This window comes from Paraburkholderia nemoris (genome assembly GCF_905221015.1).
Lineage (GTDB): Bacteria > Pseudomonadota > Gammaproteobacteria > Burkholderiales > Burkholderiaceae > Paraburkholderia > Paraburkholderia nemoris.
The window spans coordinates 211,817-228,223 of record NZ_CAJNBO010000005.1 but is presented as its reverse complement, the minus strand read 5'-3'; the positions used below and the strand labels follow the sequence as shown (position 1 = coordinate 228,223).

The window sequence follows — 16,407 nt, the reverse complement described above, 5'->3', positions numbered from 1 at the left end:
CGAGGGCAATAAAAATGAAAAGAGTTTTTGTGCTGGGAGCGCTGGCGGCGGTGGTGCTGACGCAAGCGGGATGCGCCACGGACGTGAAATCGGTGCCGCTCGCGGCGGCCGGCGGTCAGTCGCGCGGCGGCGTGCCGGTGTATTTCGGCGAGCAGAGCCACCCGGCGGTGACGGCCAGATTGGGTGACGTGTCCTACTCGGTGCGGATCGCGCGCAAGGTGGCGAGCCCCGATGATGCATGCCACGAAGCGCTTGCCGAAGCCGTGCAGAAGCTGCGCGCGGCAGCTCGCGAACGCAACGCCAATGCCGTGATCGACGTATCGACACGCTTTCATAGCACCCAGAGCAACTCGTCGACCGACTTCACCTGCGGCGTGAGCCCGAGCGCGGCCGCCATCGCGGTGAGCGGTCAACTCGTCGTGCTGGAAGCGAACTAGGTCGAATCGAAGTCAGAACTCACTAAAGCAACAAAAACCACTCAGGAGTTTCGATGAAACGCAATCTGCTGTTTGCCGCGCTGTTCGCTTCGCTCGCCACGTTGAGCGCTACTCAGGCTTTTGCCCGCGACACGGTCGACAACTATCCGGTTGCACCGGCGCTGCAAAGCGAACCGGGCAAGGTCAGTGACGACATCGCGTTGTATTTTGCGGGCCAGCAGCACCCGGCCGTGGTCAAAACGATCGGCGAATTCGCGACCAACAAGAAGACTAATGCCTTCGGCAAGAGCGACCTGGCGGCGTGCCAGCACGTGTTCCTTTCGGCCGTGATCGAGTTGCAGGAACGCGCGCGCAAGGAAGGCGGGAACGCCGTGATCAACATCAAGAGCAACTACAAGAATGAAGTGCGTGAGAGCGCGACGGAGTTCACGTGTGGCGCAGGTGCGGTAATTGCTGGTGTGGCGCTGAAGGGCGATGTGGTGACGTTGCGCAAATAAGCGTGCAAGTAAGCGTGCAAGTCAGCGTGCTAGTCAGCGCGCTGTGATGCTTGCCAGAGGGCGGTGGCATGCTACCGCCCTGGCGAAATTCAATCTGCCTTGACTGCCGCGACATTGACCAGCGTTTCACGACGCTTGCCAGGCTGCGGGTGGGTCAGGCCGAGGCGCTCGAGAAGGCCGAAGTCTTTCGCGCGGCTCCACCAGAGGTATGGCAGCGAGATGTTGCGCTGCTCGAAGCGGAAACCGCCGCGGCGGATCATGTCGAGGTAGCCGTCGGCGCTTTTCTGCACATGCATGGGATGACGGAACAACAGCCGAATCACCCACGATTTGATGTACGCGTCGGTGGATTCGGCGAACAGCAGGATGCCGCCTGGTTTGAGCACGCGGCGGAATTCGGCGAGCGCGCGGTCCTGCTCGACGAGATGGTGGAAGGTTTGATGACAGAACACGATGTCGGCGCTGGCATCGGGAAGCGGCAATTGCGCGCAGTCCCCGTGCAGCACGTCGATATCGGCGAGCTTGTCGTGGCACGCGCGGGCCGCATTCGCGGCAAGCGCAAGTGACGGTTCGTGAAAATCGACGCCGACAAGGCGGCGCGGCTTGAACGCCTCGGCCAGCAGGCGGAACGAAATGCCTTGCCCGCAGCCGACGTCGACGATCACCGGCGCGGCAGGCAAGGGCGCGTCGATCAGGCGTTTGAGGTCGTTGATCGCGACTCGCAGGACGTGGTGTTCCCACGTGTAGGTGCGCAGGAACCAGATTCCGAAGGCCGTTTCCGGCACGAAAGGCACACGGGATGTTTCGGATGGCGACACGCTGGACTCCGACGAAATTTGTTCTTGCTGTGAAGCGTAATTGTAACGAAAAGTAAGGATGCAGCGTATCGCTGTTCCGTGCAAGCAAACGATTGAGGCAACCTTGAGTACACATTCGTCAAAGCGCATAACCGTCGACGTAGCGATCATCGGCGCGGGTCCGGCAGGCGCGGTCGCGGCGGCGCTTTTGCGCCGCGCGGGCCGTTCGGTGCTGGTGCTGGAGCGCCAGCATTTTCCGCGCTTCTCGATCGGCGAAAGTCTGCTGCCGCAGAGCATGGCCTACCTCGAAGAGGCGGCCATGCTGCAGGCGGTGGTCGAAGCTGGCTTCCAGTACAAGAACGGCGCGCATTTCACCTACCGTGGCCAGTCGTCGGCGTTCGACTTCCGCGACAAGCATTCGCCGGGGTGGGGCACCACGTACCAGGTCGAGCGTGCGGTGTTCGACGATATTCTGATTCGCTGCGCGGCCGAGCAGGGCGCGGACGTGCGCTTCGGCCATACGGTGCGGGCGATGCAAACCGGTGAAAACGGCAACAAGCCGGTGCTCGACGTGATTGACGAAGCGGAAAACGCGTATGAAGTGGAGGCGCACTTCGTGTTCGACGCGAGCGGCTTCGGCCGCGTGTTGCCACGCTTGCTGAACCTCGAAGCGCCTACGCGCATGCCGACACGTGCCGCGATCTTTACGCACGTACGTGATGGCATTCCGGTCGGCGCGACCGATCGCAACAAGATCTGCGTGGCGACGCACCCGGAGCGCCGCGACGTGTGGTTCTGGATGATCCCGCTAGCGGGCGGCCGTTCGTCGGTGGGTTGCGTTGCCGAGGCGAGTTTCCTCGATGTGCCGGAAGCCGAGCGCGACGCGAAATTGCGCGCGTTGATCCAGCAGGAGCCGACGCTCGGGCCTTTGATCGGCAATGCACCGTTTCTGATGCCGGTGCGTCATATCGGCGGCTACGCGGCGAATGTCGAGCGTCTACATGGACCCGGCTATGCGCTGCTCGGTAACGCAGGCGAATTTCTCGATCCGGTGTTCTCGTCCGGCGTGACGATTGCGTTGCGTTCCGCGCATCTCGCGGTGCAGACGTTGAACCGGCAACTGAATGGCGAGCAGGTCGACTGGTCGGCCGCTTACGACGTACCGTTGCGTAAGGGGATCGATACGTTCCGCGCTTTTGTCGAACGTTGGTACACGGGCGAGCTGCAGGACATCATTTTCTATCCGGACCAGACGCCGTCGATCCGCCGCATGATCAGCGCGGTGCTGGCGGGTTATGCATGGGATGAGTCGAATCCCTATGTCGCCGATCCGGTGCGCCGTCTGAATGCGTTGCACGACGTGTGCACCCACCGTTGACTCCTGGCCATTGATCGGGCCGCACGGCACGGGCAAATGAAAACGGCGCTTCCTCAAGGAAGCGCCGTTTTTTATTCAACCGCCTGAATTAGTTCAGGCGTCGGCTTACGAATCCAATCAGGCCGCGATCTTCGCCGCGCGCGGCGCATGCTGACGCACGTCGTCGCGACGATGCACGCGCTTGCCCGCGGCATACGTTTCATAGATCGCGCGGTCGTCGCCGAGCAGCGCAAACGCGAACAGCAGTTCTTCGAGCGATTCGGTGCGTGCGGTCCGGCGCGCGAGCAGCGGCGTGGCTTGCGGATCGAGCACGACGAAGTCGGCTTCCGACTTCGGCTTCAGCGTGCCGACCTTGTCGGCCAGATCGAGCGCTTCAGCGGCGCCTGCGGTGGCGAGATAGAACATGCGCGTGGCCGTCAGATGATGGCCCGTCAGACGCGCGACCTTATGCGCTTCGTTCATCGTTTGCAGCATCGAGAACGAGGTGCCGCCGCCGACGTCCGTCGCCAGCGCGATCGGCATGCCGGCTTCGTCGGCCTTGTCGAAGTCGAACAGGCCGCTGCCGAGGAACAGGTTCGAGGTCGGGCAATGCGAGGCGACCGTGCCGGTTTGCGCCATGCGCTTGCGATCTTCCTCGTCGAGGTAGATGCAATGGCCGTACACCGCGCGGCGGCGCAGCAGGCCGTAGTGATCGTAAATGTCCAGATAGCTGCGGTGGCCCGGGAACAGATCGGCGACCCATTTCACTTCGTCGGTATTCTCGGCAACGTGGCTCTGGATGAAAATGTCCGGATGCTTGCCGGCCAGCACGCCGCACGCTTCGAGCTGCGCTTCGGTCGAGGTCGGCGCGAAACGCGGCGTGAGCGCGTACATCTGGCGGCCACGGTTGTGCCAGCGGCCGATCAGCTCGGCGCTGTCGTCATAACCCGATTGCGCGGTGTCGCGCAGAAACTCGGGGCAGTTGCGGTCCATCAGCACCTTGCCGGCCACCATGCGCAGATTGCGCGCTTCGCTCTCGGTGAAGAGGGCGTCGGCCGATTCCTTGTGGACCGTGCAATACACGAGCGCGGTGGTCGTGCCACAAGCCAGCAGTTCTTCGACGAAGAAGCTCGCCGTGTCGCGTGCATACGCCGGATCGGTGAAGCGGCGCTCGGTCGGGAACGTGTACGTGTCGAGCCACGGCAGCAGACCCGGCGCCGGCGACGCGATCATGTCTGTCTGCGGATAGTGAATGTGCGTATCGATGAAACCCGGCACGATCAGCTTGTCGCGCATTTCCTGCACATGGGTGCCCGGCGCGAGTTGCGACGCGAGCGCTGCATACGCGCCCGCTGCGACAACATGGCCGTCTTCGACGATCAGCAAACCGTCCTCGTTGAAGACCGCCGCGTTGGGCGATTGCGCAGGATCGCCGTTGAAGGTCAGCAGTTGCGCGCGGAACGCTGATTGTGTCGGTTGAGTCATGGAAAAACCGTCTCCGTATTTGTGAGGAGCTAAACAGCGCAGACGGCGGCTTGATTCCAGGTGTGAAACGAACCCGTGCCGCCGCCGGCTGCCATTCATTGGCCCGTCAGTGCGGGCCGCCTGGGTGCCAGTGCGCGTCGAGCTTCGCGATCAGTTCGCTGCGTTGCTCGGGCGTGACGAACGACGCTTCGAAGCTGTTGCGGATGATCGTGTAGACCTCGGCATCGTTGAGCTTCAACGCGTCGATCGTGGCGAAATAGTTGGCGTTCACGTAACCGCCGAAATAAGCCGGATCGTCGGAATTCACCGTGACGGCGACGCCGCGATCGAGCAGGTCCTTCAGCGTGTGCTTGGTCATGTCGTCGAACACGCAGAGCTTGAGGTTCGACAACGGGCACACGGTCAGCGCGACGCGCGAATCGGCGAGGCGCGTGACGAGCGCCGGATCTTCGATGCTGCGCACGCCATGGTCGACACGATCCACTTTGAGCAGATCGAGCGCTTCGTAGATATACGACGGCGGGCCTTCTTCGCCCGCATGCGCGACCAGTTTCAGACCGAGCGCGCGCGCCTTGGCGAAGACACGTTCGAACTTCGAAGGCGGATGGCCGCGTTCCGACGAATCGAGACCCACGCCGATCAGGCGATGCTTGTACTGCTCGAACAGCGGCAGCGCTTCTTCAAACGTGGCGAGTGCGTCTTCTTCCGACAGGTGGCGCAGGAAACACAGAATCAGCTTGCTCGTCATGCCGCGCTTTTCCGCATCGGCCAACGCGCGATCAATGCCGGCGACGACGGTGGCGACCGGCACGCCACGTTCCGTATGCGTCTGCGGATCGAAGAAGATTTCGCTGTGAATCACGTTATCGGCGAGGCAGCGTTCGACATACGCCGTTGTCATGTCGTAGAAGTCCTGCTCGTGCAGCAGCACGCTCGCGCCGGCGTAGTAGATGTCGAGGAACGATTGCAGATCGGTGAACGCATACGCGGCGCGCAGCGCTTCGATCGATTCGTATGCGAGCTTCACGCCGTTGCGTTCGGCGAGCGCAAAGATCAGCTCGGGTTCGAGCGAGCCTTCAATATGGATGTGCAACTCGGCCTTCGGGGCGCGAGCGGCTTTCTCAATGAGTGCCGTGGGGGTAGCGGTTGTTGTATTCATGGTCGGTCAGCATTTAGTTTGGAGTCGGTTCGCGCCGGATGCGGGATGCGGGACAGGGTGCGATCGCTGTGAGGCGGCAGGTCGATTGTGCGGCAAATCAGACCGTCTGCGCCGCGTGCGCGCCCGCATTCGCCTCCACTGCCTGCAACACTTGAGCCGCCGCGGAGATCGCGATGATCTCCGGCGACTTGTCGACGATACCGTCGACGCCGAGCGGGCACTTCATCCGCGCAATCTGCGAAGGATCGATGCCACGCGCGGCCAGCCGGTGTTCGAACTGCTTGCGCTTGCTGTGCGAGCCGATCATGCCGAAGAACGCGAAATCGCCACGCCGCAGAATGCGCTCGGCCAACTCGAGATCGAGCGCATGGTTGTGCGTCATCACGATGAAGTACGTGTGCGGCGCGGCCTGGTCGATGGCTTCGTCGGGTGCGTCGTTCGGATCGATCTTCACGTTTGGCGCATGCAGCGTTTCCACGGGCGGAAACTGCGCGTCGCGCTCGTCGACCCAGCGCACGGTGCAAGGCAGCGTGGCCAGCACGCGAACCAGCGCCGCGCCCACGTGACCGGCGCCGAACAGCACGACCTGGAAGTCGCCTGGTGCGATGATCTCGGTGAGCAGCGCGCCGCTGTCGTCGAAGCCGGCGCCGTCCCACAGCAGGCAGTCGGAGGCATCGACACCCGGCTCGGGGTCGGACAGCATCACCGCATCCGGTGCGGGGCCGAATGATACGCTACGCACCGTCGAAAGGCCCGCGGCCACGCGTTTCGCGAGCGAGGTGATCCAGCCGAGGTCGCCGATGTCGAGGCGCTCGAAGGCGAGAATCACGGCGCCGCCGCAGCACTGTCCGAGACTCGGGCCGAGCGCGAAACGTTCGAGGCGGCGCATATGCGGTGAACGCATGCCGTCGCGCAGCACCTGGCGTGCGGTCTCGATGGCTTTCCATTCGAGGTGTCCGCCGCCGATCGTGTGCTTGGCCGAATCGCGCGTGACGATCATCTTGGTGCCGGCTTCGCGGGGCGCCGACCCTTCGACGCGTGCGACCGTCACCAGCACGGCGGCGTCGCCGTGCGCGAGCAGTTGTTGCAGGTCAGGTAGCCAGGCTTGCATCCGGCGGTTCTCCATACGTGGCCGCGCGGGGTGTCCGTGCGGCCGGTTGAGTGTGGCGCAACGCGTTCGTGTCGCGTCGGGCCCAGGCTTTAAGTTGCTTAACGTCGTTCAACGCTTCATCAAATTGCTAAACCGGTGTGGTGGCGGTTGTGGCTGTGACTGCCGCTGCCGTTGCTTGTTCCGCCGGTTGTCCTGTCGCGGGCTCCGTCGTCGTCACCGGCGATTGCAATGCGTCCAGCGCGTCGAGAATCGCTTCGGGCGTCGCCGGTGCGCGAAGCTGCGGTGCGTTTTCCGCACCCGGCACCGCGGCGGCAACCGCGTCACGAATCGCGAGGAACACCGAGAACGGCAACAGCAGCGGCGGCTCGCCAACCGCCTTCGAATGGAACACGGTCGGCTCGACGTTCTGATTCTGGTAAAGCCGCACATTGAATGCCGCGGGCGTATCGCTGACGGCGGGAATCTTGTACGTCGACGGCGCGTGCGTCATCAGGCGGCCATCGCGGTTCCACCACAATTCTTCGGTGGTGAGCCAGCCCATGCCCTGAATGAAGCCGCCTTCCACCTGGCCGAGATCGATCGCCGGATTGATCGATTGGCCGGCGTCGTGCAACACGTCCGCGCGCACCAGTTTCCATTCGCCGGTCAGCGTGTCGATCACCACTTCCGACACGGCCGCACCGTACGCAAAGTAATAAAACGGGTGACCAGTCAGCGTTTTCGCATCCCAGTGCACTTTCGGCGTCGTGTAGAACCCGTCCGACCATAACTGCACGCGCGCCAGATACGCTGCGGCGACCAGTTGCTCGAATGGCATCGCGCCGCCATTCACCGACACTTCACCGCTGGCGAATTCCACTGCATCGGCGGTGCCGCCGAGTTGCTTCGCCGCGAGTGTGGCGAGCCTGCCGCGAATGGTCCGCGCAGCGGCCTCGGCGGCTTTGCCGTTCAGGTCGCTGCCGGTGGAGGCGGCGGTCGCCGAGGTGTTGGCGATCTTCGACGTATCGGTGGCCGTCACGCGCACGCGCGAAAGCGGCAGGCCAAGCTGGTTCGCGACGACTTGCGCGACCTTCGTATTCAGCCCCTGACCCATTTCCGTGCCGCCGTGATTGACGAGTACGGAACCGTCTTTGTACACGTGCACCAGCGCGCCGGCCTGATTCAGAAATGGCACGTTGAACGAGATACCGAACTTCACCGGCGAAAACGCGAGGCCGCGTTTGAGCACCGGACTTTTTGCATTGAATGCGGCGATCGCTTCGCGGCGCGCGCGGTAGTTGCTGGTTGCAAGCAACTCATCGGTTAGCGGCGCGATGATGTTGTCGTCGACGCGTTGTCCGTACGGCGTCGTGTTGCGTTCGCCGATGCCGTAGTAGTTGGCAAGGCGCACGTCGAGCGGATCGCAGTGCAATTGACGCGCGATGCTGTCGAGCATCATTTCCATCACCAGCGCGCCTTGCGGGCCGCCGAAGCCGCGGAATGCGGTGTTCGATTGCGTGTTCGTCTTGCAGCACAGCGCGACGATGTCGACGTCGGACAGGTAGTACGCGTTGTCGAAGTGACAGACGGCACGGGTCGCGACCGCACCGGACAAGTCAGCGGAATAGCCGGCTCTCAAGGCAATTTCGACGCGTGCGCCGAGGATGCGGCCGCTATCGTCAAAGCCTGCTTCGTACTCGTAGGCCGCGTCGTGCCGCTTGCCGGTGATCATGAAATCGTCGTCGCGGTCGGCGCGCAGTTTGACCGGCCGGCGCAGCAGTTTCGCCGCCAACGATGCCACGCATGCGAACACCGCCGATTGCGATTCCTTGCCGCCGAAGCCGCCGCCCATTCGCCGGCATTCGCACACGACGTTGTGTGCCGGCCAGCCGAGCATATGCGCGACGACCTGCTGCATTTCGCTCGGATGCTGCGTCGAACTGTAGACGAGCATGCCGTCCATTTCCTTCGGTACGGCGTAGGCGATCTGGCCTTCGAGATAAAACTGTTCCTGGCCGCCGACTTCGAACGTGCCGCGGATCTTATGCGGCGCGGCGGCGATTTTCGCATCGGGGTCACCGCGCCTCAGATGCAGCGGCGGCAGGACGAACTGCTTTTTGACTTTCGCTTCGGCTGGGGTGAGGACGACTTCGAGCGGCTCATATCGCACGACGTCATCGCTTTTAGCCAGCGCTGCGGCGCGCCGCGCGAGCTCATGACTTTCGGCGATCACCGCGAACACCGGTTGGCCGAGATACAGCACTTCGTCTACAGCGAGAATTGGATCGTCGTGCAGCACAGGTCCGCAATTGTTCTCGCCAGGGATGTCTTCGGCGGTCAGCACGGCGATCACGCCAGGCGCTTTTCTGACAGCGTCCAGATCGAGCGACACGATCCGCGCGTGCGCATGCCGCGACAGTCCAAGCGCCGCGTGCAGCGTGCCTTGCAATTCGGGGACGTCGTCGGTGTAGGTGGCCTCGCCGCTCACATGCAGCGCAGCCGATTCATGCGGCAACGAGATGCCGATCGCCGTCTCGCTCTCCTGAGCGGCGGCGTGCTTGTCACCCTGGTGCGCAGCATGTTCGACGAAAGCATCGGTCCGGTTCATCACGACGACTCCTTCGCAACGGCCGCGTCGGGCGCGCCGGCTTCGTACGCGAACGCATTCACGTCGAAGAGGGCGAGCGGCGCGTCATCGCGCGTTTCGAGGTGGAAGCGCCACAACACATTGCGTGCCACCTTCAGTCGGTAGGCGCTCGAGGCGCGCATGTCGGTGAGCGGCTGGTAATCGGCGACGAGTGCGTTCATCGCTTGCCGCGCGGTGCTTTCGTTCCATGTGGCGCCAATCAGCGCGGCCTCGGTTTGCGCGGCGCGTTTGGGCGTCGCGGCCATGCCGCCGAATGCGATGCGGGCGTCCCTGATCGCGCCGTTTTCGCCGATGTGCAGCGCAAATGCGGCGCACACCGCGGAGATGTCCTGATCGTAACGCTTTGACACTTTGTACGTGCGGAAGCGCAAGTCGCGCGCCGGACGCGGCACGCGCAGCGCGGCGACGAATTCGCCTGCCGCGAGGGCGGTTTTCTGATAACCGAGGTAGAACGCGTCGAGCTTCAGCGCGCGAGTTTTGGCGCCGTGGCGCAGCACGACTTCGGCGTCGAGCGCGAGCAGCGCCGGCATCGAATCGCCGATCGGTGAGCCATTCGCGACGTTGCCGCCGAGTGTGCCGGCATTGCGGATCGGCAGCGACGCAAAGCGCGTCCACAGTTCGGCCAGTTCGGGGTAATCGGCGGCGAGCGCCGCGTAGGCGTCTTCGAGCGTGACGGCTGCGCCGATCGTCAGCGTCTGCGCGTCGCGCTCGATCGTCTTCAATTCGGCGACGTTGCCGATATACAGGATGTCGCCGAGATCGCGGAACTGCTTGGTGACCCAGAGGCCGACGTCGGTGCTGCCGGCCAACAGGCGCGCTTGCGGATGCGCGGCGCGCAGTTTGGCGAACGCGTCGAGCGAGACCGGTGCATGGAACGTGAGAGAGCCGAACGCGGCGCCACGCGTATCGGGCGCGCTGTATTCGAAGGTGTCGCGGCGTTGGATCTCACGCAGCTTGTCGGCGACCGCTTTGCGGTCCAGCGTCACTCGTGGATATTGCGGATAGTCGAACATCTTTTGCGACGCGTCGACGATCGGCCGGTAGCCGGTGCAGCGGCACAGATTGCCGGATAGCGCCGCGTTGATCTCATCACGGGTGGGCAGGCCGGCGGCGGCCGGCTGGTTTTCATACAACGCCCACATCGACATCACGAAGCCGGGGGTGCAGAAACCGCACTGCGAGCCGTGGCAATCGACCATGGCCTGTTGGACGGGGTGCAGGGCGCCGTCGGCGGCACGCAGGTCCTCGACGGTGAAAAGGGCTTTGCCGTCGAGCGTCGGCAGGAACTGAATACAGGCGTTGACCGCTTTCAGCGCGAGCCCGCCTTGCGCATCCAGTTCGCCGATCACTACCGTGCAGGCGCCGCAGTCGCCTTCCGCGCAGCCTTCCTTGGTGCCTGTGCAATGCAAATCCTCGCGCAGGTGCTGCAGCACGGTGCGCGTCGCTGGGACGCCCGCGACCTCACGGACGGACCCCTGGTGATAAAAGCGGATGGTTTGCGTTGTCATGGCGAATCCGAAAGACAGTGCGGACCGGGCGCGCGTTACGCATGGGGTCGCGCCAAAGCCGGCCTCGCGCACGTAGATCGCCATCCAGTTCCGAAGATAGCACTACCTTGTCCCGAAAAGATTTCCCAACCCGCATGAAGCTTATTCGGAAGCGGTCATGAGACAAGTACGATTCGCGCCAGGGCGGGAAGTTGCTTAAAGCGTGGCGGATCGGGGAAAACCAGGCAGGGTGGGGCAGCGCGGAGAATGACGGAGGCCGGGTGCTGACTCGCGGGCCGCCGGGAAGAGGGGCAGGCCGAATTTACGGGGCCGGAGCGGATGTGAAAACGTCGGCCTTCTCACCGCCCTGGCAGGCGGGGCAAAGGCCGACGTGAGGCCGGCTATTCCGATCGGAGCGGCCGGAACAGCCGGTTCAGGCGATCCGGCGGCGATTCTTGACCAGGCTCAGCGCCAGCGGCACGAAGGCCACGACGAAAGCCACCAGCGACCAGGTGGGCAGCGACAGGCCGAGAATCGGCGGATAGGCCGTTTCGCAGAGGCCGGCGACCTTGAAGACGCCCGGCAGCCACTGCGCGGGCGGCAAGCTGTCGACCACCGGTTGCAGCGCGTCGAAGCCGCAGCTGAAGCCCGGATTGGCCTGCACATACACGTGCCGCGCGGCGGTCACGATGCCGCCCAATGCTGACAGAGCCGCCAGCACTTCCAGCAAGCGCACACCGCGCCAGCTGTTAAAGCGCGCGCCGAGGAACGCAAAAATCGCGATCAGCAGGAAGAAATAGCGCTGGATGATGCACAGCGGGCACGGGTCTTCGTGCAAGCCGTATTGCAGATACAGCGCGCCGGCGACGAGGCCGACGCAGATCAGGCCAAGCAGAACCAGCAGGGAGCGCTCGCGGCGCAGCATCGCATTGTCGTTATTCATGGGTCGTGTGGCTGTCTGGAAACGGAAAGGGCGGGTGCCCGCGATTCTAGCGCGAACCCCCGCCCTGGCGCTTATCGCACTTTTAAGCCGCAATTCCCGCTCAGTGTCGGCTCCCTGTCCCGTTCAGCGCCCCACCTCAGCGAATCGCGTTGAGCACCGCCTGGGCGCCGCGACCGATGGCCAGCAAGGCGTCGTCGGTGTGCGGGGCGCCTGCCAGCATTAGGCCAACGGGTGCGTCGCCGCGCAGATGGCAAGGCAGCGACAGCGCGCAGGTGTCGAGGAAGTTGAACACGCTCGGGTTGCGCAGGATCAGCGCATTGGTGCGGCCAAATGCGTCGTCATCGTCGATCAGGTCGGCCACGCGCGGCGGCACGACCGGCACGGTCGGTGCGACGACCGCGTCGAAACGCTGCCACAGCGTGCGCGCGGCTTCGTCGAGCATGGCCTGACGCTCGGCGAGCAGGTCCAGATAGTCGACGGCGCTGGCCGGCTGGCCTTTCAGGATGCGCACCAGCACGCGCGGATCATATAGGTCGCGGTGCTTTTCCAGCAGCGGACGGTGCCATGCATAAGCTTCGATCGGCGAAAAGCCGAAGCGGTTGATCTCGGGCAGACGGTCGAGTGGCGCGAAGCGCACTTCCGTGACGATCGCACCGGCCGCTTCCAGATGCTTGAGGGCAGTATCGATCGCGGCGGCGACTGCCGGCTCGACGCCGTCGGTCACGAAATTGGTCAATACGCCAAGGCGCACGCCTTCGAGCGGCCGGGCCGCCGGAATGCGCGGCTCGAGTCCGGCCAGCATCCGGTCGACCAGCGCGCAGCACGCCACCGAGACGCCGATTGGCCCGAACGAATCCAGGGTGGAAGAAAGCGGCACGCCGCCTTGCTTCGGAATGCGATCAGCGGTCGGCTTGAAGCCTGTCAGGCCGCACAGCGCAGCCGGAATACGGATCGAACCGCCGGTATCGGTGCCGAGCGCGACGGCCGCCATGCCGTCCGCGACCGACGCCGCCGCGCCCGACGACGAACCGCCCGAAATCCGCTCGTCGCCCTTCGCGCCGCGCTGATACGGCGACAGCGGATGCCCGTAATGCGGGTTCAGGCCGAGTCCGGAAAACGCGAACTCGCTCATATTGGTACGCCCGACGATCACCGCGCCCGCCCGTTTCAGGCGCGCAACCGCGACCGCGTCCGCCTTGGCGGCGGGCGCGTCGGCCAGCACCACGGAACCCGCTCGGGTCGGCTGGCCTTCGATGTCGAACAGATCTTTGACCGACACCGGAATCCCGGCGAGCGGCGAGAGCACGGTGCCGGCGGCGCGCAGGCGGTCGTGCGCATCGGCGGCGGCGCGGGCGCTGTCGGCGTCGACGTGCATGAAGGCGACCGCACCCTGGCCGGCCGGATCGGCGATCCGTTCGAGCGCGGTTTCAACGAGCGCGCGGCTGGTGGTGCGGCCGGCGGCGAGGTCGGCGGCAAGCTGGGCTAGCGGCGGGAAGGGCGTGAATTCGGTGGCCATGATGTCGGGAAGGACCAGGTTAGATGCGCGGTTAAATGCGCGGTTAGCTTGAGATCACTTTGTAGCGGGTTCCCGCTGACTGCGCAGCCGGGCCCGCGTTCGGGGTCAGTCAAATCCGGTTGAATAATGTCGCGCGGAACGCTTCGATATGCTTTTGCACCGATTGGCGGGCGCCTTCGGCATCGCGTTCGCGCAGCAGGCGAAACAGCTCCAGATGTTCTTCGTGGACGTCTTCGAGATGATGCGGCTCGGACAGCGAGATGAACCAGAAGCGCAGCGAGCGCTCGTGCAGCCCCCGCAGGATGTCGGCCAGCACAGGGTTGCGCGACGCCGCCGAAATTGCCAGATGAAACTCGCGGTCGATATCCATCATGCCCTCGATATCATGCGCGGCGACGCATACCGACGAGCGGTCCAGCAAAGCCTGCATCGCGTCGAAATCGTGTTGCTGCGCGTGGCGTGCGGCCAGTTCGACGCAGTAGCTTTCGTTGACGAGCCGCACGTCGATGATCGCCAGCACGTCGTCGAGCGAAACTGGGCGGACCATGATGCCTTTTCTCGGCATGATGGTGAGCATGCCTTCGTGCACCAGCCGGTGCAGCGCCTGATGCACCGGCGTTCTGCCGATGCCCGTCAGCACCATCAATTCCGCTTCGTTGAGCACCTCGCTCGGCCGCAAACGCATCGTGATGATCTCGCGCTTGACGAAGGCATAGGCCTGCTCGGCGAGACTCGCCGAGGCGGTTTCGCGGGGGGCACTGGAACGGCGGGCAGTCTGCAAAAGCGTCATGTGAAGAAGGTGCGGGCGGTGTCGTCCGCATTGTAGAGCAAGGTTTTACGCGGACGGCGCCGGGTGGGCGGTTGCTCACCGGCGCCGCTTGCGCATGACGCGTAGTTAGTTCTCACACGTCACAGCAATCACGGAAATCCTGGCGTGTCAGGCGCTCCTCGGCGTCACCGCCGCGGCATGCTGCACCTTGACGCGCGGCATCATCAACGTGACCAGGCCGCCGACGATCAATGCTCCCGCGATCAGCACCAGTCCGAAGGTCACGCTATGCGTCGCATCCTTGACGATGCCGAGCACGTACGGGCTTACATAGCCGGCCAGATTCGCAATCGAGTTGATCACGGCGATGCCGGCCACGGCTGCGGTGCCTTGCAGGAACGTGGTGGACATCGACCAGAAGATGCCGAAGCCCGCCAGAATGCCAATATAGGCGATCGATAAACCGGTGACGGCGAGCGGAATCGAATTGGTCACCGAGGCGCTGCCGAGCAGGCCCGCCGCGCCGATGAAGCAGCACACGGCGTAATGCCAGCGCCTCTCGCCAGTGATATCCGACGAGCGGCCGATCAGGATCATGCCGATGCCCGCCGCGAGATACGGAATCGCAGTGACGAAGCCGTTCGTGACGAGATTCGTGACGCCGAGGTCCTTGACGATCTGCGGAAGCCAGAACGAAAAACCCGCATTGCCGGTAACGAGACAAAAGTAGATCAGCGTCAGCAGCCAGAAGCGGCCCGAGCGCAATGCAACCGCCAGACTCTGCTCGGCGCCGGCCGCTGCCGCCGCCGTGTTTTCGCGCGAGAGGCGGGCGAGGATCACGCGCTTTTCATCGTCGGTGAGCCAGGCGGCTTCGGCGGGCGTATTGCGCAACACGGCGAGCGCCCAGAAGCCGGCGAGGATCGACGGAATGCCTTCGATCAGGAACATCCACTGCCAGCCGCGCAAGCCGTGCGCTTCATGCAGCGCCGACATCAGAAAGCCCGACAACGGCGCGCCGATGATCCCTGCCACCGGAATTGCCGCCATGAACACGGCGACCATCCGGGCGCGCCGGTCGGACGGAAACCAGAAGGTCAGATACAGCACCACGCCCGGCACCAGGCCGGCCTCGGCGACGCCGAGGAAGAAGCGCAGCACGTAGAACATCGTTTCCGAGCGTACGAACATCATCAGACACGACAGCAGCCCCCACAACATCGTGATGCGGGCGATGGTGGCGCGCGCGCCGAACTTCTTCAGCAGCAGATTGCTCGGCACTTCGAACACGAAATAGCCGAAGAAAAAGATCCCCGCGCCGAGTCCGTACGCCGCGTTCGACAGGCCGAGGTCGCCGGTGAACTGCAGTTTCGCGTAACCGATGTTGACGCGGTCCAGGTACGACAGCACGTAGACGAGAAACAGGAACGGCATGATGCGCCAGGTGATCTTGCGCAGGGCGACGGCTTCGAGCCACGCGTCGGAAGACGCGTCGGCGTTGGCGGATAGCGAAGGGGGATTCATGGATGCCTCATTCGACGATAGGTAACGCGTGCACGCGGTAGGCGTGGCGCAGCGTGCGGTTCAGGATGGGGTCGTGCAGTTCGAGTTCGAGCGCGTCGCCGTCGGCCATCCCGACGATGCCGCCTTGTACCGCCAGCGTGCCGCAGAACATCGCGGCGCCTTCTGCCACGGGCGCGCGTTCGAGCAGATCGGCGGCCGGCAGCAGCGACGCGACGCTGCCTTGCTGGTAGACGCGCCGCTCGCCGTTCTTTGTCACCGCGAAGGCACGCAGTTCGAGTTGATCCCAGTGACCGGCGACATCGTCGAAACGCCATGCGTCGCGTGCGACCGGTTTCGGGCAGACCTGTTTGGAGACGGTGACGCCGTAGGCCTCGACTTCGCGGTCGGTATGGTCGGAGCCGATGGTGACAAGCAAGCCCGCTTTCGAGCGCACCAGCACGCACTCGGCTTCACCGCTCGACTTCACACCAACCACATCAATCTGTTCGGCCTGCGTCAGCAGTTCAGCGCCGAGGCGGTAGAAGCAGGGCGTGGTCGACGGGCGCTTCACGCCGAGTTCCGCCAGTTCGGCGATGTGATGCTCGATCGCAGCCTGATCGCGCCCGGCCCAGCCGGCGATCGTCAGACGATTCACTTCGGCGATATCGGCGCGACTGTCGCCGGAACGATCTACAACATTGAAGGACACCTGCATCACTCGAC

General features: G+C 64.1%; 14 protein-coding genes. 3 read left to right on the top strand and 11 right to left on the bottom strand.

All coding sequences use genetic code 11. The features are described from left to right. The first annotated feature begins 14 nt into the window (after window positions 1-14). Both KHO33_RS09840 and KHO33_RS09835 read left to right on the top strand, forming a co-directional pair. Complete coding sequence (locus KHO33_RS09840) at window positions 15-437, top strand: signal peptidase (RefSeq protein ID WP_054037276.1); 423 nt, start codon at window positions 15-17, stop codon at window positions 435-437. Between the two features lie 53 nt (window positions 438-490). Further along, window positions 491-934, top strand: coding sequence for an excinuclease ABC subunit A (locus KHO33_RS09835; RefSeq protein WP_054037274.1), 444 nt, complete (start codon window positions 491-493; stop codon window positions 932-934). An 89-nt stretch (window positions 935-1,023) separates the two neighbouring features. Here KHO33_RS09835 and KHO33_RS09830 read toward each other — a convergent pair whose 3' ends face one another. Next, window positions 1,024-1,752: a class I SAM-dependent methyltransferase gene (locus KHO33_RS09830; protein WP_054037271.1), complete on the bottom strand. Its 729-nt coding sequence runs from the start codon at window positions 1,750-1,752 to the stop codon at window positions 1,024-1,026. A gap of 103 nt (window positions 1,753-1,855) precedes the next feature. Here KHO33_RS09830 and KHO33_RS09825 point away from each other — a divergent pair, with 103 nt between their 5' ends. After that, window positions 1,856-3,109, top strand: a complete 1,254-nt coding sequence (locus KHO33_RS09825; protein WP_200564677.1) for an NAD(P)/FAD-dependent oxidoreductase — start codon at window positions 1,856-1,858, stop codon at window positions 3,107-3,109. Between the two features lie 117 nt (window positions 3,110-3,226). On the opposite strand, the gene guaD is transcribed toward KHO33_RS09825, so the two are convergent. The 10 genes from guaD to KHO33_RS09775 all read right to left on the bottom strand — a co-directional run bounded on the left by guaD (window position 3,227) and on the right by KHO33_RS09775 (window position 16,399). Then, window positions 3,227-4,573 carry a guanine deaminase gene (guaD, locus tag KHO33_RS09820; RefSeq protein WP_200564676.1) on the bottom strand — a complete coding sequence of 449 codons (1,347 nt, stop codon included), beginning with the start codon at window positions 4,571-4,573 and terminating at the stop codon, window positions 3,227-3,229. Window positions 4,574-4,679: 106 nt separating this feature from the next. Beyond that, window positions 4,680-5,732 (bottom strand): adenosine deaminase, encoded by a 1,053-nt coding sequence (locus tag KHO33_RS09815; protein ID WP_054037269.1) that lies wholly within the window; start codon window positions 5,730-5,732, stop codon window positions 4,680-4,682. A 97-nt stretch (window positions 5,733-5,829) separates the two neighbouring features. Further along, window positions 5,830-6,843 carry a xanthine dehydrogenase accessory protein XdhC gene (gene xdhC, locus KHO33_RS09810; protein ID WP_054037406.1) on the bottom strand — a complete coding sequence of 338 codons (1,014 nt, stop codon included), beginning with the start codon at window positions 6,841-6,843 and terminating at the stop codon, window positions 5,830-5,832. 127 nt (window positions 6,844-6,970) lie between these two features. Then, entirely contained in the window at window positions 6,971-9,430 is a 2,460-nt protein-coding gene (xdhB, locus tag KHO33_RS09805) for a xanthine dehydrogenase molybdopterin binding subunit (RefSeq protein ID WP_200564675.1), read from the bottom strand. Next, entirely contained in the window at window positions 9,430-10,977 is a 1,548-nt protein-coding gene (gene xdhA, locus KHO33_RS09800) for a xanthine dehydrogenase small subunit (protein ID WP_200564674.1), read from the bottom strand. The genes xdhB and xdhA overlap by 1 nt, the downstream gene beginning before the upstream one ends. Window positions 10,978-11,389: 412 nt before the next feature. Further along, window positions 11,390-11,899: a disulfide bond formation protein B gene (locus KHO33_RS09795; protein WP_097390115.1), complete on the bottom strand. Its 510-nt coding sequence runs from the start codon at window positions 11,897-11,899 to the stop codon at window positions 11,390-11,392. 136 nt (window positions 11,900-12,035) lie between these two features. Continuing rightward, window positions 12,036-13,415 (bottom strand): amidase, encoded by a 1,380-nt coding sequence (locus KHO33_RS09790; protein ID WP_200564673.1) that lies wholly within the window; start codon window positions 13,413-13,415, stop codon window positions 12,036-12,038. A 109-nt stretch (window positions 13,416-13,524) separates the two neighbouring features. Continuing rightward, window positions 13,525-14,205 (bottom strand): GntR family transcriptional regulator, encoded by a 681-nt coding sequence (locus tag KHO33_RS09785; RefSeq protein ID WP_054037259.1) that lies wholly within the window; start codon window positions 14,203-14,205, stop codon window positions 13,525-13,527. 147 nt (window positions 14,206-14,352) lie between these two features. Continuing rightward, the gene (locus KHO33_RS09780; RefSeq protein ID WP_054037256.1) at window positions 14,353-15,705 is read right to left on the bottom strand and encodes an MFS transporter; all 1,353 of its coding nucleotides are present in this window, start codon (window positions 15,703-15,705) and stop codon (window positions 14,353-14,355) included. Window positions 15,706-15,712: 7 nt separating this feature from the next. Beyond that, a complete protein-coding gene (locus KHO33_RS09775) occupies window positions 15,713-16,399 on the bottom strand; it encodes a DUF2848 domain-containing protein (RefSeq protein WP_054037254.1) in 687 nt (228 codons plus the stop codon). Window positions 16,400-16,407 lie beyond the last annotated feature (8 nt).

Coding starts and splice junctions, on each gene's coding strand:
- KHO33_RS09840 (WP_054037276.1), top strand. CDS start 15: ATGAAAAGAGTTTTTGTGCTGGGAGCGCTGGCGGCGGTGGTGCTGACG.
- KHO33_RS09835 (WP_054037274.1), top strand. CDS start 491: ATGAAACGCAATCTGCTGTTTGCCGCGCTGTTCGCTTCGCTCGCCACG.
- guaD (WP_200564676.1), bottom strand. CDS start 4,573: ATGACTCAACCGACACAATCAGCGTTCCGCGCGCAACTGCTGACCTTC.
- KHO33_RS09815 (WP_054037269.1), bottom strand. CDS start 5,732: ATGAATACAACAACCGCTACCCCCACGGCACTCATTGAGAAAGCCGCT.
- xdhC (WP_054037406.1), bottom strand. CDS start 6,843: ATGCAAGCCTGGCTACCTGACCTGCAACAACTGCTCGCGCACGGCGAC.
- xdhB (WP_200564675.1), bottom strand. CDS start 9,430: ATGAACCGGACCGATGCTTTCGTCGAACATGCTGCGCACCAGGGTGAC.
- xdhA (WP_200564674.1), bottom strand. CDS start 10,977: ATGACAACGCAAACCATCCGCTTTTATCACCAGGGGTCCGTCCGTGAG.
- KHO33_RS09795 (WP_097390115.1), bottom strand. CDS start 11,899: ATGAATAACGACAATGCGATGCTGCGCCGCGAGCGCTCCCTGCTGGTT.
- KHO33_RS09790 (WP_200564673.1), bottom strand. CDS start 13,415: ATGGCCACCGAATTCACGCCCTTCCCGCCGCTAGCCCAGCTTGCCGCC.
- KHO33_RS09785 (WP_054037259.1), bottom strand. CDS start 14,205: ATGACGCTTTTGCAGACTGCCCGCCGTTCCAGTGCCCCCCGCGAAACC.
- KHO33_RS09780 (WP_054037256.1), bottom strand. CDS start 15,705: ATGAATCCCCCTTCGCTATCCGCCAACGCCGACGCGTCTTCCGACGCG.
- KHO33_RS09775 (WP_054037254.1), bottom strand. CDS start 16,399: ATGCAGGTGTCCTTCAATGTTGTAGATCGTTCCGGCGACAGTCGCGCC.